The following is a 26,409-nucleotide window of genomic DNA, read 5'->3' on the forward strand; positions in this document are numbered from 1 at the left end:
TTCTCGGCAATGGCGATAATGATCCCCGGCTGGCTGCAATGGCTGGAGTGGGTGGCGGGCAGTGATTGGCCCGAGGGCAACGAGGACCTGCAAAGGGAACTCGGCATCGCACTGACCGATATTGCCGACGAATTGCGCGACTCCGCGATTCCCCAGGCGGAGACCGCGATTCGATCGCTGCTCGTCGCATATCCAGAGGGCGAGGGCAAGGAACAGATCCAGCGCGAACTCGCGAAACTCCTCACCGGTGAGGGGTCGATCGAGAGCCTGGCCAAGGCATTCGATCAAATGGGCGCGTCGGCGAAGGATTTCGCTGGACAGATTCGCTCGAACAAGCTGAACGGCATCTTCTCGCTGGCCTGGCTGGCCGCCGAACTCGCCTATTCGATCTGGTTCGGCCCTGCCGCGCCGCTGGCTCAGGCCGGTGCGATCGCCGCATGCCAGACCGCGTTCCGCTGGCTGGGCTCGCGGCTGCTCAGTGTGATCGGTTCGATCGTCGGGCGCATGGCGATCTCGCAGACCGCGAAGGCGATCATCACCAAGGTCGTCTACGAGATCGTTCAGGAAGCCTTCACCGAGGTCATCCAGGGCACGCTGCAGGAGATGGCGGTCCAGGGCCTGAATGTGGGTCAGGGCTACCAGGACAACATGAACTGGGGTCAGGTCGGCACCAACGCCTGGATCTCGGCGGTGGCGGGCGGCGTCGGTGGCGGCGCGGGCTATGGCATGCACAGCCTGATGAATCGCACCCCGCTCGGGGACGCGCGTTGGGCCGGGCTTTTCAAGGGCGCGGTCACGGGTGCCGGAGCCGGACTGGCAGGTGCGGGTGCGGCATATGTGTCGACCGGCCTCTCCGGCGGCGGATGGGAACTCGACCCGCGCATGCTCACCGGCGGGGCACTCTCCGGCGTCGGCCCGAGCGCGGTGCACGGCTGGCGCGGCTCGTCGAACTACGCGGGCGGCCCGATGCAGAATGTGCGGCCCGGATCGAATGTCGGCTCCATGCCCCCGGGCGGTGACGGCAGCACATCGGTGCGTCCGGCGAGCGCCGACCCGTCCGGGGTCGCCACCGCTCCCACCGGCGGCACCACGACCAACGGCGCGACCACGTCGGGCGGCGGCGTCGCCGACACCGGCGCACCCGCCGCCAACGGCGGGCGGACGACAGGGACAGATGTCACCGGCGCTGATGCGGACACCTCGACGACGGGACAGGCGAGTCAGAACGCCGAGCCGGTCGGCCGAACGGACCATTCCGCAGCCGATTCCGGCTCACCGTCGAATCAGGTCGGTGCCCAGGAGAGTGGCGCCGACGCACCTGCCGCTGCCGCTGCCGAATCGTCCGCTACCGGTAACGGGTCCACCGAGATCGATGCGAGGTCGGGCTCGGAGCCCGCGGCCGTGAATCACGATCCGTCGGTCGCGAACCAGGCGCCGGAATCCGAGGGGCACGTGGATTCGTCCACCCAGCAGGTGAGCCGGGACGGGGCTGTGGACACGCCGACGGCCGTCGACACGACGTCGTCGCAGGGATCCTCGAACGTCGCCGATAGCTCGCTGTCCGATGATTCGACGACCAGCGCCGCGTCGACCGACGGTGCGACAACGAACGACGCCGCACCGAAGACGAATTCGCCGGACGGTTCGGTGGCGATGCCGGGGACTGGTCCGGTCGGCGCGATGACCGCGGCGGCTCCGGCCGGGGGGATGATCGGAGCCGCGCCGGTCGGCGGCACCCCCTCGGCGGCGACCCCCGCGCAGCCCAGTGTCGCGCCGTCGACAGCGACATCCGGTCCAGCCGCCGGTGTGTCCCATGTCGCGCCTGCCGCGTCGCCGGGGGCGGTCAGACCCGTGCAGGCACCGGTCGCTGGGGAGTCCGGTTCGGCCGCGCAGGCGGGTCCGTCGTCCGCGAACCAGCGCGCCGGGGCCGCCGATCCCACCTCCGCAGGGGCGGACAGAGCAGGGGGACTGCGTGCCGATCGCGCGGATTCGGAAGTGCCACAGCGGAACAGGGCCGGATCGGAGACCGATGCCGATTCCGATCCCGGTGCGCGGACCCGGGACGACGCCGAGGCGAACACCGACGTCGGCCCGCAGGCCGAGCCGGAGAACTCCGCGCTGCCCACCGAAGGGTTCGTGCTGCCCGTCGCTGTCGGCAACGCGGCAGTGGACGCGGCCAATCGCGCGCCGACACCCGACCGTGCCGCCCGAACGGCGAACGACGGTGACGCCGAGACAGGCATACCGGGTGCGCCCGATGCAGACAGCACCGTGCCCGATGCCGATGCTGGTCCTGATGCCGACCCGAAAACCGGTACCGATCCGGATGCGGTTCGCGCCGCGGCCGAGCGGATGCGCGTCCTGCCGGAGAACCACGTTCCGCCCACCGTCGATGAGACCGCGGCCGCCGACGCCGCGCTGCGCAAACTCGCCGAGGGGCGCGGCGGCGCGGCACTTGGCGACCTGCTGCACGGCGATCCGGCCGCCACCGATGTGACCGCACGTGCGGCGGATCTGGCCCGCGCCAATGCCGAGTGGTGGAATTCGCTGACCGCCGAGGAGCGGGCGGGCATGATCCGGACCCATCCGGAGGTGATCGGCCGGACGCCCGGGATCGATCCCACCGCCTCCGACACGGCCAACCGGCTACAGATGGCACGGGAATTCCGCGATCTCGCGGGGCGCGAGGATCTCACCCGCGCCGAACGCAAACAGCTGCAGAATCTGCGCGCCACCATTCGCGGACTGCGCGCGGCGCAGGTCCAGGCCGCAGCGGTGGATCCGGACCTGCCGGTGCATGTACTCGCCTACGATTCCACCGCGTTCGGCGGAAAGGGGCGGGCCGTCGTCGCTTTCGGGCGCGTGGACACCGCGAACCACGTGTCGTGGCACGTCGCGGGCAAGAACCACACGGTGGGGGCGCTCGGCTCGAGTCTCGGCGCCGCGCTCGGGCAGTACCGGTCGTCGGTCGCCAGTGTGCGAACGGGCGAGTCCATCGCTTCGATCGCCTGGGTCGGGTACGACGCACCCGCGCGCGGCCTGCGGGCGGGGAAGGGTTTCTTCCTGGGGCGCGCGCGTGCGGGTGCTCGATTGCTGTTGCAGGACCTCGCCGCCGCCGACGCGGTCAGGACCGTCGACGGCGATCGGGACACCCCGACGACCAACAAGGTCATCGCGCTCGGCTACGGCGTGGACGTCGCCGAGGCGGCGGGCAAGGACGGCCGTCTCCAGGGCCTTGCCGCCGACGTGGTGCTCGGCGGTCTGCCCGGCGACCCGTACATCCGGCCCGGGCATTTCGGCAGCGATGTCAGGGTGCATGTCGCCGACGCGTCGTCGGGGCTGTTCAGCAGGCTGGAACCACCGCTGCCGGACCGGGGCGAGCCGCCGAACGGTGTGCCGACGAACGCGATGTACCGCGTCGAGGTCCTCGCCGCCGATCGCGCGGGCACTGCCGCGCATCGGAACCAGGACACCGAATCGCCCGATACCGACCGGCCCGCGCTGTCGGAGAACAATTGCGCCGAACCCGCGCTCTGGCGGGTCAAGCGGCAGACCGGTAACGACGCGATCGAACTGTTCGAACCGGGTTCCATCGGACCCGAGGGCGTGAGCTGGCGACAACTCCAGGAGGCCGCGGGCGGTGAGCTGTCCCCGGTCGCCGGGAACCGGACGCGCTCGGCACACGAGATGATCGCCGACGGCCTGCGCTACCAGGGTGGCAGGGCAGCCGTGCTCGTCGTCGACGAGAGGCGGGCGCCAGTGGACGAGCACGGCGTCGGCTCGCACGCCTATGCCATGTACTTCGACCCCGAGACCGGCAAGGTCATGGTCGATGATCCGCTGCGGGCCGATCAGCCGTTCGAATTCGATCCGGCCGCCGCTTCCGACGCCAAGGCGACCTGGGGTGTGTTCTACGGGGCCGACGGCGAACTGCTGCGTCCACTCGCCGCGGGCAGCGGCGCCGAGACCGACGAGGATCCGTTGCGTCCCGGTTCCCGCGTCGGCGAGACCGATCCCGCCGCACCCGATATCGCCGCGCCCGATCCTGTCGCCGGGCGTCCCGACGTCGACGACGGGCCGATCAGCGATCAGGAGAACGCCGACGCGGAGGCGGCGGTCCAGGCGCTCGGCCGCGACCCCGAGCGATTGCCGCACGGCAACTACCGCGGCGATATCGCCGCACAGGCGCGCGCGCGAGCCGAGGCGAACGCGGATTGGTGGCACCACCGGATCGACGAGGCTCAGCGCGCGGCGATGATCCGGGTGCACCCCGAACTCGTCGGCAACGCGGACGGCATTCCCGCCGAGGCTCGCAATCGCGCGAATCTCCTCTCCCTGGAACGGGATCTGAATTCCTACCGGATGCGGACCCCGGAACGGCTCGGCATGGGCCAGGTCTTCAATCCCGAGTTCAACAGCGCCGAACCCGATCACCTGCGCAATCTGATCGCGACCAACCGGGCACTCGACCGCGCCTACCTGCTGGCCGCCGCGCTCGATCCGGGCGTGCCGGTCCCGGAGGTGCAACTGCTGTCCTACGAGGCATTGCGCTACGGCGGTCAGGGACGTGCTCTCGTCTCGTTCGGAAATCTGGACGAGGCGGCCTCGGTGTCGTGGCACGTGCCGGACAGCGGAACCTCCGTGCGAACCATCGGTGACCAATTGATCGCTGCCGCAGGGCATTACGAGGCGACGGCACGGGCCGACGTGGAACGCTCGGCGGCGTCGGTGGTCTGGCTCGGCGCCGAGACGCCGAGCCGTGCCCATCTGCCGAGCGCGCGCCGAACGGCCGCACGCGGCGCCGAGGTGCTGATACGTGATCTGGCAGGTTTCGACGCGACCAGGGCGGCGGCCGCGCGACGATCCGACGACCCCGCGCCCCGGCACACCAATCACCTGTTCGGGCACCGATACGGATCGAGCGTCATCGGTTACGCGGGCAGCAACGGCCGTCTCGCCGACCTGGCGGGCACGATCACCCTGGTCGGCACCCACGACGCGGGGCCGCTGCGCTCGGCGACGGAGTTCCGGATCGGCGACAACGTCTACGTGGCCACGTCGGGGCGTGACCGCGCGGCCGCGTTGGCGACCACCCCCGCCCGGCTGGGTCGACTGGTCGGTCTCGACACCACCGTCGACCCGACCACACCGCGATTCCGGGCCCGCCCGATCGCGGTCGACAACCGCGTCAACGAGCGTGAGCCGTTGGCGCAGCTGTACTTCCACACCGATCCCGACGGTCGGATCGCTTCCGAGGCGCAGCGGAATTTCGGGTTGATCGCCGCCGGTCGCGGCGCGGACGTCGGCGTTCCCGCCAGGACCGATGCCGCGGCCGTTCGGCAACTGATCACACCGGACGACGGCACGCGCGCCACCGGCGACCCGCATCGGGTCCCGGTACTTCCCGCCGACGTGCGGCCCGACCCGGCCGACGCCGCATCGGTGGCCGAGGCAGAACGAGGGCTGCGCGAACTACTCGCCGATCCGGAACACCGATCGCAGGAACTGCTGCGTCGCCTCGCGAGCCCGGAACTGGCGAATCAGCAGCAGGTCCGGTTGCTCATGATGCTGCACCGCGCGGTGGCACCGGAGGACGTGGTCGGGGCCGCGCGGGACCGCGCGACGCACAACGCCACCTGGTGGCACGGACTCTCCGATATCCAGCGATCGGCGCTTGTGGTGCGGTTCCCCCAGGTCATCGGTGGTGCCGACGGCATTCCGGCCGCGGTCCGCGACGTGGCGAACCGCTTGGCGATGACCCGTGACCTGCGACGCTTCCTCGCCATGGCGGACGGCTCGAACCGGCCGCCGCTGTCGCCCGAGCAGTGGACCGAACTGCGCAATATCGTCGCCGCCCGCAGGCAGTTGGCGGCGCTGGCCCAGCGCGCCGCCGCGAGCGTCGGGTCCCCGCCTGTCCAGCTGGTGTCCTACGATCCGAGAGCCTTCGGCGGCAAGGGCAAGATCGTGGTGTCGCTGGGCGATCTCGATTCCGCGTCCTCGGTGTCGTGGCACGTCGGCGGTCGCCGCACCACGATGCAGGACCTCGGCGACCGGATGACGTTCGCACGCGGACAGCATTCGGTGACCAGCGCCCTGAACCGGGAGATCGGTGTCGCCTCGATCGTCTGGATCGGATACGACCATCCCGACACCAGGTCAGAGGCGGGCAATCCGCGCCGCGCCGCCGTCGGAGGGTACCTGCTCGCGCGTGATATCGCGGCGTGGAACGCGACGCGGGCCCACATCCTGCCGTCCGCGGAACCCGGTCCGGCCCATCATCTCGTCGGGCACGGAATCGGCGCGACCACCACCGGTTTCGCGGTCGCCGGAGGCAGACTCGCGGGCGAGATCGCCACCGTCACCCTGGTAGGTCCGGCGGGAGCGGGTCCGGTGCGCGTGGCAGCCGACATCGGTATCGGCGCCGAGAACGTCTTCGTCGTCGCGGCTCCGGGCGATCGGGTCGCGACACCGGGCCCGATCGGACGGTTCGGGCAGCGCCGCCTCGGCGCCAATCCGGCGCTCGCGGAGTTCGGCGCGCGCCGCGTGCTCGCCGCTTACCCGGACACCAGGGAATTCGGCGGGCGGCGGGGTGCGCACCGCGGCTATCTGACCTACGCCGATCCGCACACCAGGACACCCACCGCGTCGCTGGCGAATATCGGACTCATCGCCGCGGGTCGCGGCCCAGAGGTGGCCGCAGCGGATCAGGACGGACCCCGTCCCAGGTCCGGCGCCAGGGTGGTCACCGCCGCCGATGTCGCGCGGGTGTTCGAGGCGGTGCGCGCGGCGGACACCGACAGCGCCGTCCCGGTCGACGCCGAGCCGGATCGCACCGGTCGCCGCTGGACCTCCGAACGTCCACTGCCGACGGTCGCCGAGGTCACCGATACCGATCGCGGCACCGCACGGCGGGCATTGGACGCGCTCGCCGCAGGCGCGCGGTCGACGCGACTGCTGCACGCCGCCGATCCGGCGGACGTGACCGAGGCGGCCAGGCAACGTACCGCGGACAACGCGCGGTGGTGGCGCGCACTCGATCCCGGCGAGCGCCGGGCGGTGCTGCTCGTCCACCCGCACGAGGTGGGCAATGCCGACGGCATCCCGGCCCACGTCCGTGATTTCGCCAATCGCCTGTCCATCGCCAGGGATCTGGCCGCCTTCGCCGAGCGGGCCCCCGACGGGGCGAACCTCGAGCAGTGGATGCGCAAGGAACTCGGCGGCCTCGAGAGGCGGCGACTCGAGAATCTGGTCTACACCCAGCGCGCGCTCGTGCTGGCCGAGCGCAAGGTCGGCCTGCTGCACCCGAACGTCACCCGGCCGCCGGTCCACGTCATCGGATACAGCGCCACCGAATTCGGCGGCGCGGGCCGCGCGCTGCTGTCCTTCGGCAATATCGATACCGCCGACTCGGTGTCCTGGCAGATTCCCGGTGTCACCACGACCCTGCAGCACCTCAAGGCGCGGATGGCCAACTCGCTCAACCTCTTCGAGGTCTCGTCCCGGATGAATCCCGACCTCGGATTCGCCTCGGTGGCGTGGATCGGCTACGACGCGCCGAGCGGCTCCACCATGGCGAAGGAGACGGTGTCGCAGGAGCCCGCCGAACAGGGCGGGAAGTTGCTGGCGCGGGATATGGCGGCGTTCAACGCCGGTCGTGACTTCTACGCCGACAAGGGCGGGCCGGGGCGAACCGCCAACCACCTCTTCGCGCACAGCTACGGTTCGACCACCACCGGTTACGCGGGGGCGGGCGGCAGGCTGGCGGGCGAGGTCAGCACCATCACGCTGCTCGGTTCGCCGGGCGCGGGCCCGCTGCGACACGCTTCCGATTTCGGTATCGGCGCCGAGAACGTCTACGTCGCCACGGGTTCGCGCGATCCGGTGACGTGGGTCGGCGCAAATATCCCCGGCGAGATGGGCCGGTTCGCCGGACGCGGGCAGGGCACCGACCCGTCCATCGCCGCCTTCGGCGCCCGTCGTCTGCGCGCGGAATTCCCGCGCATCCCGCGGTTCGCCGACTCGCTGCGCACGCACCGCCAGTACTGGCAGTACACCGAATGGGCGCACCGCACACCGACCGAGGCCCTGGAGAACTTCGGGCTGATCGCCTCGGGACGGGCCGAGGAGGTCTCCTTCGGCACCTATCGGCCGGGGCTGGACACCCCGACCTGGTTGCAGCGGTCGATCGGGTCGCGGCCGCGCGATCCCGAGTTCACTCGCGTGGCGGCCATCCAGCACGGGTCGACCCGATATCGGCGGCCGGATGATCCGGGCCCGCGGCGGCTGACGGACCCGCGCTCGCGCAATCACGGACCCGGCGACCCCGCGGGCGCGCCGCGGGCGCCCGTCGACGAGTCCTCGACCGCGACCCGGACCGAAGGGCCCACGGCGCAGCCGAATGCCGACGAGCCCACGGTCCGAGCGGATTCGGCGACCGAACCGGTCGTGGCGCCGCAACCGGTCCGACCCGCCGTCGCGGAATCCGAGGCCGAGGGCGAACAGCCGCCGCGTGTGGGCGAGGGGGATCGCGGCGGACGCGGCCCCGGTGACCCGCCCGCACCGCCGACGCCGTCCGATCCGGACGACGGCAACCGCGGATTCCGGCGGGAGGGTCTGCTCCCGGTCGACCAGCGGCCGACGAGCGAGGAACTGCGGGCGGTCGCCGACCTGCTGCACCGCCGCGCTCCCGACGCGGGCCCCGACCGGCTGCTGCACGGCGATTACGCCGCGCCGGACACGGTCGCTTCGGCGCGCGACCGCGCGTCGGCCAACGCGCACTGGTGGGATTCGCTGACCCCCGCGCAGCGGATGCTCGTGGTGCGCGCCCACCCACATCAACTCGGCAATGCCGACGGAATCCCTTCGGTGGCACGCGATTACGCGAATCGGCTCGCCATGGTCCGTGACCTGGCCGACCTTCGCGCCACCCATTCCAGCGAGTCGACCAGGACGGATCGCACGCGCCTGCGCAATCTGGAGACCACGCTGGCAGCGCTGGCCGAGGCCGATCGGATGGCCGCCGAGGTCGGCCTGAGCGCCGATCTGGGCGCACCGCCGGTTCACGTGCTGTCCTACGACGCCCTGGCGTTCGGGGGCAAGGGCAGGGCGGTGCTCGCGTTCGGTGACGTGGACACCGCCGATTCGGTGTCGTGGCATGTCCCTGGCATCAAGACGAATCTGGGAAAGCTGGGGTGGAACGCGGATTTCGCGCGCAACCACTACGAAGTGACCGCACGCCGGAATCCGGACCGGACGGTGGCCTCGATCGCCTGGCTCGGTTACGGCGCGCCGGCCGGTTATGTCGGAGCCTTCCGCACCGGCCCCGCCGAACAGGGCGGCGCCCTGCTCGCCCGGGATATCGCCGCCGCGAACGCCTCTCGTGAGGCCAGGGTCCGCGTCGGCGGGCCGGGCCGTCCGGTCAATCATGTGTTCGGCCACAGTTATGGTTCGACGACGACGAGTTATGCCGGTGGTGGTGGTCGGTTGGCGTCGGAGGTGTCGACGATCACGTTGGCGGCGTCTCCGGGTGCGGGTCCGGTGGGTCGTGCGGGTGAGTTCGGTGTGGGTGACAACGTTTTCGTGGCGACGATGTCGTCGGACAAGGTCACCTGGGTGGGGGGTAACCGGGCGGGGCGCTGGTCACGGTTCCTGGGGGTCGGCATCGATCCCTCGGTCGAGGCGTTCGGTGCGCGTCGCGTTGTCGCCGAATATCCGGATACCGCCGCCTTCGCGAATCCGCGCAGGCATCACACCCAGTACTACGACTACACGGACGCGAGCCGGACGCGTCCGAGTGAGGCGCTGGAGAATTTCGGCCGCATCGCCGCCGGACTCGGCGATACCGTCACACCCGAACGTCCCCGGCCGGGCGACCGCGATCCGAATGTCTTCCGCCGGGTGTTCGGGAAGGTGCCCAAGGCCGATCCCGCGGTGACCGCGGGAATCGATGACGGCACGCACGGATACCGTCCGGTGCGAGGTCCGGTCACCCGGCCGGAGGGGCCGGAGGTGCAGGGGCACCGAGGTGGTCGGGGACTGTGGGCGGAGAACACGCTGCCGGGGTTCGAGGCGGCGATGGGGATGGGTGTCGATGTCATCGAACTCGATGTCGGGCTGACCGCCGACGGTGTGCCCGTCATCCACCACGAACAGCGTATCGACGGCCACACCGTGCGCGACACCGAGCCGGCCACTCCGGGTGACGAGGCTTACCCGTACGTGGGAACACCCATCCGCGAGCTGAGTCTCGCGCAGGTACAGACCCTCGACGCGGGAGTGGTCCATCCGAATTTCGCCGATACCCAGACCGCCGAACCCGGCACCGGAATTCCGACTCTCGCGCAGGTCGCCGCTCGTGCCGCGGAACTCGGCTGGAACGGCACCTTCGCGCTGGAGGTCAAGACCGATCCGAGTTGGAGCGACAGCGAGGTCCGGCAGCTGGTGGAGACCAGCATCGCCACCCTGCGCGCACACGGTGTCGCCTTCCGCGTGCTCGGATTCGATTGGCGGGTCCTGACCCACGCGCGCCGGATAGCCCCCGAGGTCGACCGGGTCGCCCTGGTCAGCGCGCGGACCGCCGAACAGAAGTGGCTCGGCGTCGACCCGGGCATCTCCGCGTTCGCGCGAGCGCGGATGCTGTGGGCCCAGAAGTCGGGCTCCCCGCGAGATCCGGGCGGTGACCTCGCGGCGGCGGCCGTGGCGGCCGGAGCCACCATGCTGTCGCCCGAGCGGACGATGGTCACCGAATCGCTGTTGGCGCAATCGCGTGCCGCCGGAATTGCGGTCGCGGTCTGGACGGTCAACGATCCCGCCGAGATGCACCGCCTCATCGAGATGGGCGTCGACGGCATCGTGACGGATTTCCCGGATCGGCTCCGGGATGTGATGTCCCACCGGGGACGTCGGGTTCCCGAGGCGGTCGGGGGCCCCGACGACTCCTCCGGGCCGCCGATTCCCGATTCCGACGGTCCCGACACCGACGGACCGGCGGGCGGACATCGCAGCGAGCCCGAGCAGACCGAACCCACGGCCGAGGAGGTCGCGCGCGGCGCGCTCGACAAGCGGGCGCCCGGCGCCACCCCGGACCGGTTGCTGCACACCGACTACACCGACGCCGCGACCATGGATTCCGCCCGTGACCGCGCCGCCGCCAATGCCCGCTGGTGGGACACGCTCAGCGATCCCGAACGGGTCGCGCTCATCGATCTGTACCCGCACCGGATCGGCAATGCCGACGGCTTGCCCGCGCCCGCCCGCGACGAGGCGAACCGGCTGGCCATCGCCCAGGATCTCGCGGACCTGCGCGCGATCCGGGAAACGCAGCTGACCGACACCCAGCGACAGGTACTGGCCAACCTGGAGGCGACCAGTACCGCTCTCGCCGACGCGGAACGCTATGCCGCGGAGGTGGGTTCGGATGTGCCGACCCCCGATGTGCGCGTGCTGTCCTACGACGCGGCCGCGTTCGGGGGCAAGGGCAGGGCGGTGCTCGCGTTCGGTGACGTGGACACCGCCGATTCGGTGTCGTGGCATGTCCCTGGCATCAAGACGAATCTGGGAAAGCTGGGCTGGAACGCGGAATTCGCGCGCAACCACTACGAAGTGACCGCACGCAAGAATCCGGGTCTGCGGGTCGCCTCGATCGCGTGGCTCGGGTACGACGCGCCCGCCGGGTATTCGACCGCCTTCCGCACCGGCCCCGCCGAACAGGGCGGGGAGTGGCTTGCCCGCGATATCGCCGCCGCCAACGCCGCGCGCGAGGCCCGTGCCGACGGGGTGAGGGCGCTCCCGGTCAATCATGTGTTCGGCCACAGTTATGGTTCGACGACGACGAGTTATGCCGGTGGTGGTGGTCGGTTGGCGTCGGAGGTGTCGACGATCACGTTGGCGGCGTCTCCGGGTGCGGGTCCGGTGGGTCGTGCGGGTGAGTTCGGTGTGGGTGACAACGTTTTCGTGGCGACGATGTCGTCGGACAAGGTCACCTGGGTGGGGGGTAACCGGGCGGGGCGCTGGTCACGGTTCCTCGGTATCGGCGTCGACCCGTCCATCTCGGCTTTCGGTGGTCGGCGCGTCGTCGCCCAGTACCCGGCCACACCGGAGTTCGCCGACCCGAGCCGCCATCACACCCAGTACTACGACTTCGTGGATGCCGCCAGAACACACCCGAGCGAGGCGCTGGAGAATTTCGGCCGGATCGCCGCGGGTTTCGGCGACACCGTCACACCCGAACTGCACAGGCCCGGTCGCGGCGACGCGGGTGTGCTGCGCCGCGTGATCCGGGGCATCGCCAAGATCGATCCCGCCACCACCGCCCACATCGACGACGGAACCCAGGGCTACCGCCCGGTCGACGGTCCCGTGATCGGGCCGACGGGTCCCGAGGTGCAGGGGCACCGAGGTGGTCGGGGTCTGTGGGCGGAGAACACGCTGCCGGGGTTCGAGGCGGCGATGGGGATGGGTGTCGATGTCATCGAACTCGATGTCGGGCTGACCGCCGACGGTGTGCCCGTCGTCCACCACGAACAGCGTGTCGACGGACACACCGTGCGCGACACCGGCCCGGTTACGCCCGACGACGCCGGATATCCCTACGTCGGCAAGCCGATCAGGACGCTCACCGCCGCGCAGATCCGCACCCTCGACACCGGCGTCACCCACTCGGACTTCGCCGAGACCCAGACCGTCGAGCCCGGCACGCGTATCCCCACGCTGGAGGAGGTCGCGCGGCTTCCGGGTGAAGTGGGATGGGCGGGCACGCTCGCCGTCGAGATCAAGACCGATCCGAGCTGGAGTGACGCCGATGTCGAAGCTCTCGTCGCGGCGACGGTCGCGACACTGCGGGCGCACGGCGCGCGCTTCCGGATCCTCGGATTCGATTGGCGGGTACTGACATACGCGCAACAGCACGCGCCGGACGTCGAACGCGTCGCACTGGTCAGCGCGCGCACCGCCGACCGGAAGTGGATGGGCAGCGATCCGGAGATCAGCGCACGGGAGCGGGCGCGGATGCTGTGGGCGCAGGTGACGGGAAAACCGCGTTCGCCCGGCGGGAATCTCCCGGCGCTCGCCAGGGCCGCCGGGGCGACGATCCTGTCGCCGGAACGGTCGATGGTCACCGAATCCCTGATGGCGCAGAGTCGTTCGGCGACTCTGCCGGTGTCGGTCTGGACGGTCAACGATCCGGCCGATATGCACCGGCTCATCGAACTCGGCGTCGATGCCCTCGTCTCGGACTTCCCCGATCGGGTGCGCGAGGTGATGGCCCACCGCGGCCGCGTGCTGCCCGAACCCGCGGCGGGCAGACTCCTGCCCACCGATCTCGGATTCGACCGTGCCGACGTCGCGCGGGCCGACCGCGCACTCGCGCTGTTCGCCCCGGACGCCTCGCCCCGGTCGCTGTCGCACGGCGAGTACACCGACACCACCGTCGTGGCCGACGCGCGGGCGAAGGCGACGGCCAACCGTCGGGCGTGGGACTCGCTCGACACCGCGGGGCGAGAGGCGCTGCTGCGGGTGCATCCGCAGTTCCTCGGCGCCGCAGACGGCATCCCCGCCGAGGTGCGCGACCGGGCCAACCGGTTGGCCCACCGCAGGGCCTGGCGTGAACTCGGCGCCCGGATCGGGGATATCCCGCAGGTCATGCACCGCATCGTCGGGCGACGCCTGAACGGAAGCGAATTCGCGCTGCTGCGGCAGCTGCTGTTCACCGGGGACGCGGTGGCGCTGGATTCGGTGCCGGGCCCGATCGTCGACCTGGAAGCGCGCGAGGTCCGCAGACTGCTGTCGAGCCTCGGCCGCGCGGACGCCGACCTGCTGCGCAACCTCACCGCCATGTCAGAACTGCTGGCCCGCGCCGACCGCGACGCCGCCGCGTTGCCGGGCTCCCCCCGCGCGCAGGTGCTCGCCTACGATCCGAGGGCCTTCCACGGTGACGGACGCGCGGTGATCGCCTTCGGCGATGTCGATACCGCCGAACACGTCTCCTGGCATGTGCCGGGGCTCGCGGCCACCGTCCGGTCGATGGACGCGAGTCTGGTGGCGGCGCGCAACCACTACGCCTCGACCGCCCGCACCGCGCCGGATACGACGGTGGCCTCGATCATGTGGCTCGGCTACGACCCGCCGAGCGGTCACGCCATGTGGTCGGAGTATTCGCGCACCGATCCGGCCCGCGACGGCGGCCACCGGCTGCTGCGCGATATCGCGGCGTTCAACGGGCATCGCGAGACCGGGCCCGCTGGGCTTCCGGTCAACCACCTGATCGGGCACGGATACGGTTCGACCGCTGTCGGATTCGCCGGGGCGGGCCGCAGGCTGGTCGGGCAGGTCGCCGACGTCACGCTGGTCGGTTCCCCCGGGGTGGGGCCGATCACCGACGCATCGCGGTTCGGGCTCGGCCCCGGCCGGGTCTTCGTGCTCACCGCTTCCTCCGATCGGCTCACCTGGCGCGGTTCGGACACACCGGCCACCATCGCCGGTCCGAGCGAGGCGCAGGTGCTCGGCGTCGATCCGGCGACGTCGGCCTTCGGCGCGATCCGTGTCGCCGCCGAATTCCCGGTCGATCCACGCTTCGCCAGCGAGCTGGCCGCGCGCCACCAGTACTACTGGTTCACCGACGGCAGCCGGACGACGCCGACCGCGGCACTGGACAACCTCGGCCGTATCGGTGCCGGCCTCGGGACCACGGTCACCACCGACGCGCATCGGCCCGGCGCGCGGGAGACCGTCCGATTCCTCGGCCGCGAGGTCGTCGTCCCGGTGGATCCGGCCGCCGCCCAGACCGCCGTCGTCGCACCGTCGCAGGCGCAGCGAGTCCTCGCCCGCGACGCGCTCGATCTGCTCGAACCGGGGATCGAACCGGATCTGCTCCGGCACGGCGGGTACGACGAGGCCACCATCGAGAGCCAGGCCCGCGCGCACACCGAGCGGATCGCGCGCTGGTGGCACGAACAACTCGGCGACGCCGAACGCGCGGCCCTGATCCGCGTGCATCCGTTCGAGATCGGCAATGCCGACGGTATCCCGGCCGAGGTGCGCGACCAGGCCAACCGTTTGCAGATCACCCGCGATTTCGACGCGTTCCTCGCGCGCATGCCCCAGCACGGAATCGGTTCGTCGCGCGGGCTCTCCGACGCCGAGACGCGCCAACTGCGCAATCTGATCGCCACCAGGGCAGCGCTGGCCGAATCCGACGCCCGCGCGGCCGAACTACCCGACCGCCCACCGGTGCACGTCCTGTCCTACGACCGTGCCGAATTCGGTGGCACCGGGCGGGCGGTCGTGGCGGTGGGCGAGGTGGACACCGCGCAGTCGGTGTCGTGGATCGTGCCGGGCATCACGACCACGATGCTCAAACTGCCGGGCAATCTGCGCAGTACGGTCAACCTCTACGAGATGACCACCCGGATGAATCCGGATCTGCGGGTGGCCACCGTCATGTGGATCGGCTACGACGCGCCCAACGGTTCCGACATCCTGCGCGAGACGATCAGCGCCGACCCCGCCAAGGAAGGCGCGCGCGTGCTGCGCCGGGATATGGCCGGCTACCGCGCGACCCGCGAATATCTCACGGGCCGTTCCGAATCCGCCGCCATGCCGCGCAACTACCTCTTCGCGCACAGCTACGGCTCGGTCGCCACCAGCTACGCGGCGGCGGGCGGCCGGTTCCTCGGGTCGGTGGAGGCGGTGATGCTGCTGGGTTCGCCGGGTGTCGGCCCGGTGCACGGCGCGGGTGACTACGGCGTGCCGGTGTACGTCGCGTCGTCCTCCGGCGATCCGGTCACCTGGGCCGGTGCCGATGTTCCCGGGCGCCTCGGCCGATTCGCCGGACGCGGGCAGGGCCTCGATCCGTCCACCCGCGCCTTCGAGGGCGTCCGGGTCACCGCCGAATTCCCGACTGGGATGGCCGGATTCGATCAGCACCGGGCCTATTTCAAATACCTCGACGACTCGGGCCCGCGAGCGAGGGCGTCGGAGTCCCTGCGCAACGCGGCGCTGCTGGCCGCCGAGCGCCCCCGGGACATGATCCGCGCCAGGCGCAGGCCGGGGCTGGTGGATCCGACGTGGCGGCAGCGCCAGGTCAACAGGCCGAACGATCCCGAAGCCAATCGCACCGCGGTCGAATTCGACAGCACCGATACCCGCGGCGCCGAACACCAGCGGCCCGCGAGCGCGATCTCCACGGTCACCGGTGAGACGGCGCACCGGCAACCGCAATCCACGCCGCGCCGCCGATGGCTGCCGCCGCGCCGGGAACAGGAGCGTGTCCCCGAATGCGGCCGGGACGCGGTGCAGACCGTCTCCCGGTTGCTGCCGAACGCCGACCTGCGGATTCCCGATCAGATCGGACCCGAGGGCATGACCGCCGCCGAACTGGAGGCGGCGACCGGCGGTCGCATGCGGATGTACGACTCACCCGCGCGGATCGCGGCCATGTTGAAGCGGCACGCGCAGCCGGGGATGACCGTCCTCGTCGTCGACGAGTACAGCGGGCCCGCGAACGAGAACGGTGTCGGCGCCCACGCCTATGTCATGACATACCGCGGCGGTCGGGTCATGGTGTACGACAGCGCCCTCGGCACCTCACCGCAGCCCTACCGCCGCGGCCTGATACCCCGCGGCGTGCTCGCCGCCCACGGCATCCTGTTCCACGCCGACGGCCGCGCCGACCGTCCCGTCGACCGCTTCGCGCCCAGCGTGCACCGGCCCGAGGTCGGCATCGGCCTGCCGGAGGAACAGTCGTGGCCGCTGAGCCCCGCCGAACAGGCGATGCGCGGGTGGGGCCGCGGCGTCGAGGAGGATATCGGCGCGAACACCTTCAACCCGGTCTACGAGGTGCGATTCGGATCGGATCATCGCGGCGTCTACAAGCCGGATCCGGACGAGGCGCACAGTCTCGAGTACGGCGTTCCGCCCTCCGGTCTCGGGGTCCGCGCGATCGCCTTCTCCCGTCTGGACGAACTGCTCGGATTCGGTCTCGTCCCGCCGACGACGCGGTACGACGGCGACGAGGGCCCCGGCTCGCTGATGACCTTCGTCGAGGGGCTCACCGGATCCGAACATCCCGATGTCTACGACCGCGTCCAGCAGGATCGACTGCTGGTGCTGGACTACATCGCGGGCAATTCCGATCGGCACGGCGGGAATTGGTTCACCAGGTGGGAATCCGACGGGGGCACCCGGACCCGGGTGCTGGTGCCGATCGACAACGACTACTCCTTCCCGGTCGACCGCGATTCGTTCGTCTGGATCTCGCCCGACGGACAGCGCGTGGGCGGCAGCGCGACCCGTTTCGTCGAGGAGGGCCTGAACCGGCCGCTCGATCCCGCGGTCGCGGACGCGGTGCGGGCACTGCCGCCCGAGCGCCTGCGCGCCATGCTCGAATCCCTCGGACTGGAACCCGAGGCGATCCGGGGCGCGCTGAATCGACTGGACGAGATCCAGCGTCTCGGGATGATCACCGCCGAAAGCTGGCCCGATCTCGGTGGTCATCGCCAGGCTGCCGGACTGCCGCCCGAGCCGGGCCCGCCCGACCACGGCAGGATGGCGATCACCTCCGATCCGGCGCAGCTCACCCGGGCGCGCAGGCTGGTCCGCGACGTCATGGTGGACTGGGCCGATCCCGACCAGGTGCACGAGGCGGCCCTGCTCGCGGTGGCCCTGGTCCGCAATGTCCAGCAGCACACCGACACCGGTGGTGAGATCATCGTGGTCCTGGTCGAAGAAGCGGGTGTGCGGCGGGTGCGCGTCGAGGTCTTCGACGACGACCCGGTGATACCGGTCATCCCGGACGAGGAGGCGGCGGCCGACGCGACCAGCGGCCTCGGATTGCTCAGCCAACTCGCCGACGACTACGACATCACCCCGTTCGGGGCGGGCCACGGCAAGGCCATCTGGTTCGAGATCGACGAGGCGACACCGCAGGCGCCGCCGTGGGTCGACGTCGACGAGACGGTCGCGGCGCTGGGCGATCCGGTCGGCACGCCGCGGGTACCCGGTCCACTGCGCCATGCCAACGAGGCCTCCGTACTCGCCTTCTCGGACGGTAGCGAGTGGGTCTACAAGCCGGTCTCGGGAGAGGCGACGACGCAGGTCCACGTCCCGGAATCGGGCGCGGCGGTCCGGGAGGTCGGAGCATACGCACTCGACGCGCTGCTCGAGTTCGGACTCGTGCCGCCGACCACCTTCTACGACGGTCCGCGCGGACCCGGGTCCCTACAGCGCTTCGTGGCATCGCGGCCGTGGGGCCGTCCGCTGGCGGATCACGATCCGGCAGTCCGCCAGATGATGGCGGTGCTGGACTACGTCGGCGGCAACAGGGACCGGAGCTGGTCGAACTATCTGGAATCGCCCGACGGCGGCTTGGTCGCGATCGACAACGGGTACATGTTCCCGGATAGCCGTGACACCACCGGAATTCGTTCCAGCTTCGTCGCGGACGCGATGAACCGCCCGCTGGACGCGGCGGTGCTGGCGAAGGTCATGGCACTGGACCCGGACCGGCTGGCCGGGGTACTCGGTGATCTCGGCCTGGATCGGCAATCCATCGACGGAGCCGTCGCCCGGCTGACCGAAATCCAGACCGCGGGCCGCATCACCGGATCGGCCTGGCACGGTGACGTGCACGACGTGCGGCGTCCACCGCCGGGGCTCCGAGCCCTGCTCGTACCGGCGGATGCGGCGGAGCGGGCAGTGCACGAGCTCGGCCCGGCCGTCGGCAGGCCGGAACCGCTCGGGCGGTACGAACACGTCAACGAAGTGTTCCGGGTGCGATTGGCCGACGGCAGCCTCTGGGTCTACAAGCCCGTCGTCGGTGAACCGGTGTACGGCAGCGTGATTCCCCTCTCCTCGATGGCCCCGCGCGAGGTCGCGGTCTATCGACTGGACCGGCTGCTCGATTTCGGTCTGGTGCCGACCACCACGCTGTGGCGCGGTGATCTCGGCGTCGGCTCCCTGATGAGCTTCGCCGCGCAGGTCGCCCCGGGCCGTCAGGTCGGTGAGTATTCCCGGGCCGACCGCGCGATGATGGCGGTACTCGACTACATATCCGGTGCGAGCGACCGGCATTCGCGCAACTATTTCACCGACCCGGACACCGGACGGGTGGTGCCGTTCGACCACGGTGAGACCTTCCCCGTCGACAGGCACTCCTTCACCGAGGACGCGGCGAATTTCCCGGCCGACGCGACGGTGGTCGACCGCTTCGGATTCCGTTCGGTCTTCGTCGCCGACGCGCTGAACCGGGCGTTGCCGCGCGAGGTGCTCGCCAAGGTCAGGGCGCTGGACCCGGTGCGACTCGAGACGATGCTGACCGAACTCGGGCTCGAACGCCGCGCGATCGACGCGGCGCTGGGCAGACTCGGGGAGATCCAGGCACAGGGCCGGATCACCGGCCGGGCCTGGCTCGATGTGGAACTGTCGGATCCGGGACGCGGGCTGCTGGTGGCCGCGGACACCCGGCAACCCGCCCTCGATGCCACGGCCGACGGTTCCGGATCGCTGCTGCGGCGCGTGATCGGACGGCTCGGCCTCGGAGGTTCGGTCGCCGAGACGGTCGCCCCGAACAACTGTGCCCCCGAATCGATTCGGACCGTCATCGACGAGACGGGTAGCACCGTGGCCCGGGTGCCGATCGGAGACACCGGGCTGCCTGGCATGTCCGGCGCGGCGCTGGAGGGCTACGCGGGCGGTCGGCTGGAGACCGTCGCTTCGCGCGACGACATCGCGGACCGGCTGCTCGACGCCCGCGATCCGGCCCGGGTGGTGATCCTGGTCGATCAGTACCGGGGGCGGTTCGGTGCCGACGAGGTCGGGGCGCACGCCTACGTGATGGCCGCCCGCGACGGCGTCGTCATGGTGCGCGACCCCAACGAAGGCGGGTGGCGTCCGTACCGGCGCGGTGAGTCCGGGCCGGACGTGGCACATATGTCGGCCATCTCCTTCGACGCAGACGGAAATCCGTTGCGCCCGACGAATATTCACGGTCTCGACCTGTCGGCGCAGCCGTCCGGCCGCATCGGCGCCACCGAGCCCCCGCGGCCGGAACCGGGCGACGGCGATCACCCGCCGAACCCCGCCGACGAACTGCCGCACGCGGCGGCCGATCCGAACGCCGAAGGACCGGGGCCGGTGGTGGGCCGGTCACCGCTGGGGGAATTCGGCAATGTCTTCCGCCTCGAGTTCGCGGACGGTTCGGTGCGCGTGCACCGCATCGAACTCGACCCGCGCAGAGCCGCTTTCCTCGGCATTCCGGGTTCGGGTCTCGCGGTGCGCGAGGTCGCGATGTCGGAATTCGACCGAATGCTCGGAGCGGGGCTGGTTCCGAGTGCGGTCCTGTGGGAGGACGCGCACGGACGGGGATCGCTGAGCGAGTTCGTTCCGTTCGTCGAGGGACTTCCGGTGCGGCGGTATCCGATCGAGCAGCGTCACTGGGCGGCGGTGCTCGACTACGTCTTCGGGCATATCGATCGGAACGCGACCAATTGGGGCACACTGCCCGGATCACCGGACCGACCCGACGCGCCGCCGCGAATCCTGCTGCTCGACAACCCGGATGTGCTGCCGGAAGGGCCGGAATCGTTCACCTTCGTCGACGGGGCCGATGTGCGCGGCGCGCGCATCGGGCGGATCCGCTCGCCGTTCGTGATCGACGCGTTCGGAACCCCGCTCGATCCGACCGTGCTGACCGCGATCAGGGAATTCGAGCCGGGCCGGTTGGTGGATCTGCTGAATCGGCTCGGTATCGAACAACTCGCCGTCGACGGAGCCCTGGCCCGGCTCGCCGAGATCAGGGACGGCGGCCGAATCACCGGTGCGGCCTGGCCCGGCCTGGGAGCGCCGGGCTACGTCGGCTCGGCATTCGCCTCGGTCCCCGCGGGCGAGACGATGAGTGCCCGCGAGGCCGAGGTGCACGAACTGGGTCACGGCGAGATCGGCGGCCGTCTCGGCGATTTCGATCAACTCAACACCGTGTTGCTCGTGCGGTTCCCGGACGGCGGCGACTGGGTGTACAAACCCGAGGACGGCCAGTGGACCCGGGGGATGAACCTGCCGCCCACCGGGATGGCCGTCCGCGACGTCGCCTTCGCGCGCCTCGACGACCTGCTCGGCTTCGGCCTGGTTCCGACGACCACGCTGTGGGACGGTCCCGAAGGGTCCGGTTCGCTGATGCGGTTCGTCCAGGACGCGGCCCCCGCGCGCCAGGTCGAGGCATACACCTGGGTCGAGCGCAGCATGACGGCGGTACTCGACTACGTCGCCGGATCCCACGATCGTCCCTCGCGGAACTGGTTGACCACCCTCGACGAATCCGGTGCGCCGCACGTGGCCCCGATCGACCACGGCTACACCTTCCCGGTGGACCGCGAGTCCTTCACCCCCGTGCCCGATCCCGGATCCCGCGCCGATCCGGGGCCGCGGACGCTGATCCAGTCCGAGTTCGTCGCGCACATGCTCGGTGAGAACCTCGAGCCGACCGTGGTGGCACAGGTGCGGGCGCTCGACCCGGCCCGGGTGGAGGCGATGCTCGGCGGACTGGGGATCGAGGGCGCCGCCATCGACGGTGCGACGGCGCGGCTGCGAGAGATCCAGGCACACGGCCGGATCACCGGCGAGACCTGGTTGGATCCGATCGGTTCGAAACCGCGGTCGGGGGTCCTCATGCCGATCGATCCGAACGGCGGGGCGACCCTCGCCAGGAACGCCGGGACCGCCCCCGCGCCCGCCGCCCCCGATTCGTCGCATGGGGACTCGAGAAGCGCCGACGAGATCGGTTCCCCGGACGAAAGCTCCTCGGCGACCGCGGATCCGGCCCCGATCCTCCCGACGGCCGCGCGGGAAGTGGCCGAAGCCGCCGGTGAGGCCGCGTCGGTGACAGGGCCCGACCGGTGCACCGACGGTGAGCCGGTCGACATGTCCTCGGGCGCCGTCCTGGTGGAAGCCGAGGATCTGCGCACCGCGGGCGCCCTCCCGCTACTGGTTCGTCGCGTTCACCTGTCGACACTGCGTCTGGGCAGGCATTTCGGGCCCGGGTGGCTGTCCACCCTGGACGAGCGGCTGGAATTCGACGACGCAGGCGTGGTCCTGGTGTGCGCGGACGGCGCCGTGCTGAGTTACCCGCATCCGGAACCCGGTAAGGTGGAGGTCTTCCCGGAGTCGGGCCCCCGTCGTCCGCTGTCGTTCGCCGACGGCATATTCCGGGTGCGCGATCTGGCGGAGGGCGCCGTCCGGGAATTCGTGCGCGCGGCGGGGTCCGCGATCGCGCCCGTCGCGGCGCTGAGTCATCGCGGCGGCCAGCGAACGACCTTCGAGTACGACGACGCGGGTGCCGTCGCCGCGGTGCGCCATTCGGGCGGCGCGCTACTTCGGGTGACGACCGACGCAGCGACCGGCCGGGTGACCGGGCTCGCACTGGAGGCGGGTGGCACGGCCGTCTCCGTCGCGGGCTACCGGTACGCGGCCGACGGTGCACTGCTCGCGGTGACGAACGAGTCCGGCGAGGAATTGCGCTACACCTACGACGCCGACCTGCGCCTCACCTCGTGGACCGATCGCAACGGCGTCTCCTACCACCACCGCTACGACGACCAAGGCCGCTGCGTCGCGCAGATCGGCACCGGTGGTGTCTACGCGAACGCCTACGTGTACGGCGCGGACCGGTCGGCCGACGCGCAACCCGGCGGCCGGTGGGCGGCGCTGATCGAAACGGTCCGGCCGTTGGACACCTCGCGGGAACTGGACGTCGAATCCGCTCTCGATGCCCTGCGCGACATGCCGGTGGTCCACGAACTCGGCGCGGCGGGCCCGCGCGTGGTCGCCAACCGTTCGGTAGCGCGCGACGATCCGACCTTCGGGCGTATCAGAGTGCTGATCTTCCGCACCGATTCCCGCGGCGATGTCTGGCAGATCACCGACGCGGTCGGCGCGGTGCGCACCTTCGAACGCGACGCCGCCCACCATCTGATCCGCCGGGTGGATCCCAGCGGCGCGAGCGTGTCCTTCGAACGAGACCGCTACGGCTCGGTCACCGCGGTCACCGGCGCGGACGGCGGGGTCACACGGATCACTCGGGGAGAGTGGGGAGAGCCGCTCTCGGAGACCTGGCCCGGGGGCAGGCGGTGGGTCTACGAGTCGGACCCGGTCGGCAACACGACGGCGGTCATCGGGCCGGACGGCTCCCGCACCCGCTACGAATACGACTACCGACCCGCCGGTTCCGCGCTGCGTCGGGTGATCGATCCCACCGGGCTCGTCACCTCGGTCGAATGCGACCAGGCCGGACTGCCCCTGCGGGTCACCGCGCCGGGCGGGCGCACCTGGACCTACGCGCGCGATCCCTTCGCCCGCATCGGCTCGGTCACCGATCCGCTCGGCCGTACCACCGCCCAGACCTGGACCATCGACGGCAAACCGCTGACCCGGCGCAATCCGGACGGCACGGTCCTGTCGTGGACCTACGACGCCGAGGGCAACCAGATCTCCCACACCGACGAAGCGGGCAACGTCGAGACCACCGCCTATACGGTGCTCGACTCGCCCGCCGAGATGACCGGGCCGGACGGCGGTGTCCTCCGGATCGCCTACGACACGCAGATGCAGATCACCTCGGTCACCAATCCGGCGGGCCTGGTGTGGCGCTACGAATACGATCCCGCCGGACGGCTGGTCGCCGAGACCGACTACAACGGCGCGCGGACGACCTACGCGCACGACTCCGCGGACCGGATCCGCTCCACGACCAACGCCGTCGGGCAGACCACCCGCTACATCTACGATGCCGCGGGCCGTGTCGCCGAGGAACACTCCGACGAGGGCGTCACCGTCTACCGTTACGACCGGCACGGTGAACTGGTCGAAGCCGCCAACGGTGACGCGGTCGTGCGGTTCACCCGTGATGCCACCGGCCGCGTCCGAACCGAACAGATCAACGGCGTGACCGTGGCGAGCGCCCACGACCGCGCGGGACGGCGAACGCAGCGCATCGTCGACACCAGGGCGGTGCCGAATGCCGGACTCGGCTGGCGCACCGTCTTCGACTACGACGACACCGGTCTGCTCGGCGCGGCGACCACCGACGACGGCACAGGCCCCGGCGGTGTCGTGCGTTTCGGCTACGACGCGAGCGGCAACGAGACCGTTCGCGCGATCGGCGCGGCCTCGATCACGCGACGCTACGACACCCGCGATCGGATCATCGCCCAGCATGTCCGGAATCCGTCCGGCGTCGTCGCCGGACGCAGCTGGACCTATCGCGCCGACGGATACGCCACCGCGACGGACGACGTCCTGCGCGGACCGCGGCGATTCGACGTGGATCCGGCGGGACGGGTCACCGCGATCACCGCGGAGCGGACACCGGCGGCGAACGAACACTACGGCTACGACCCGGCCGGTGTGCTCGCCCTCGCCACAGCCGCCGACGCCGACGAACCCGCGGTGCCGAACCGGGTGCGCTCGACGGGCACCCTCGTCACCGAATCGGGCAGACGCCGGTTCTGGTACGACGCGGCGGGCCGCCTGACCCGGATCGTGCGCACCCGGCTGTCGCATCGGCCCGAGGTCTTCGAGTTCACCCACACCGAATCAGGTCGCATCCGTACCGTCTCGGCCCCCGACGGAACCTTCTGGCGCTACGGCTACGACCCGTTCGGCCGCCGGGTGTCCAAGATCCGCACCGATCGCGCGGGCACGGTGCTGGAATCGGTGATCTTCGCCTGGGACAGCGACGATCTCGTCTTCCAGCACGCCGTCGCGGCAGGTTCGGTGCCGTCGACCGCCAGTTGGTGCTGGACCCACCACCCGGAGAACGGGGAGGTGCTGACCCAGTACACCCGGACCAGCGGCCCCGCGTACGGCGCGGTCGAGTCGGCGGCGACCGCGCCGCAGACCGTCGTCGACCTCGCGTTCCACGCCATCGTCACCGATCTGGCCGGCGCGCCCACCGAACTGCTCGATCCCGGCACCGGCACGGTCGAGGGCTGGGCGTCGGCAACCCTGTGGGGGCAGACGTGGTGGAACGGCCGCGCCGCCACCGCATTGCGTTTCGCGGGCCAATTCCACGACGCGGAAACGGGACTGCACTACAACCGGCACCGCTACTACAACCCGGTCACCGCGGCCTACACCGCACCGGATCCGCTGGGGCAGACGCCGAATCCGGCCAATGCCACCGCCTACGTGCACAATCCGCACACCTGGGTCGACCCGCTCGGACTGGCAGGATGCGGTGGCGGCTGGTGGCGGGCGATCCGGACGCTCGGGCCGATCGGCGCCGCCCGGCAGCGCTATGTCGACACCGCCCGCGCTATCACCGAGCAGGGTATGGCCGAGATCGAGGCCGGAGCCGATCCCGAGCAGATAGCCCGCTGGGCGCTCGACACGAGGAATCAGGCGAAGGTGCAGACCAGGGCGGTGCTGCCACGCATATTCAATATCTGGGCGGAGCGACGCAACATTCGCCACTACGGTGATCCCGTGGGCCCGACGTACGAATATCTCCACGAGGTGAGAGGCAAGACGCCGACGCAGATCATCGCGTCGGCGGGCCGGACCAGTGGACGTATCAACCGGATGCTGGGGGTGCGGTAGATGGCGAGGATCTGGCTGGCCCGCAACAACCGATTCGAGTGGGTGCTCTACGACACCGGAACCGGGCGTGTGCACCACACCCTGCGGCCGGAGACCCGGTCCGCGCCGACCGCCGGGCTCATCGCCAGATGTCTCGGCCGAACCGTGGCGTTCTACGTGAACGCCGATCGCACGGGCTACGTGGTGCAGTCCGGCGACACCGCAGTCCCGCTGGACGACCGCACGAGCGTCCGCTACTGGAAGACGCGCCGAAACTATTTCGCACACCTGCTGATCGAGCACGGCGACCGGCGTTTGAAACTCGACGAGCTCACCTTCACCACCGCTGCCGACGAGCCGTCCGACGAGGTGAGTTCCAAGGATTTCCTCGGCACCATCAACGATTTCGCGACCCGCGAGGAACGCAGGCGCCACGGTCTGACGGTCTGGTCACAGTCCGCCGACCCCACCGCCGAACCCGGCGCAGAGGAGACCGACCGATGAGCGACCCGTCGAGCCCTTCCCGGGTGGTGCTGTACTCCTACGCCAAGGACCTACGCCCGCACCGGGTCGCCGAGTTCACCTGCACCGACGACGGCGGGGTCACCCTGACGGTCGTCGACGACGAATGGGGCGGCCTCGCCCGCGAGTACTACCGCGACGGCGTCCTCTCCCGCCACGACCGCCGCGTCGTCCTGCCCGCCGAGGGCGCCCCCTTCATGCGCGCCCTCCTCCAACCCAGCCGCTCCACCTACTACCGCTTCGCCGACGAGAGCGCGAAATGATCCCGTGTACAACATATTTCGTGACCGTAGTCCGGATTTAGCCCCCGAGTCATCGCGTATT

General features: G+C 70.7%; 3 protein-coding genes. All 3 read left to right on the forward strand.

Going from position 1 to position 26,409, the window contains the following annotated elements:
- The first annotated feature begins 9 nt into the window (after positions 1-9).
- The 3 genes from DAT37_RS15745 to DAT37_RS15755 are packed head-to-tail and all read left to right on the forward strand — an operon-like array spanning position 10 to position 26,348.
- Entirely contained in the window at positions 10-25,584 is a 25,575-nt protein-coding gene (locus DAT37_RS15745; protein WP_157978503.1) for an alpha/beta hydrolase, read from the forward strand.
- Positions 25,585-26,067: a hypothetical protein gene (locus DAT37_RS15750; RefSeq protein ID WP_109525438.1), complete on the forward strand. Its 483-nt coding sequence runs from the start codon at positions 25,585-25,587 to the stop codon at positions 26,065-26,067. It abuts the gene before it with no gap.
- Positions 26,064-26,348, forward strand: coding sequence for a hypothetical protein (locus DAT37_RS15755; RefSeq protein ID WP_157978504.1), 285 nt, complete (start codon positions 26,064-26,066; stop codon positions 26,346-26,348). Before DAT37_RS15750 ends, DAT37_RS15755 begins: the two co-directional genes overlap by 4 nt.
- The last annotated feature ends 61 nt before the right edge of the window (positions 26,349-26,409 follow it).

Origin of the sequence: Nocardia aurea, assembly GCF_003123685.1 — a bacterium.
In the GTDB taxonomy this organism is placed as follows: Bacteria; Actinomycetota; Actinomycetes; order Mycobacteriales; family Mycobacteriaceae; genus Nocardia; species Nocardia aurea.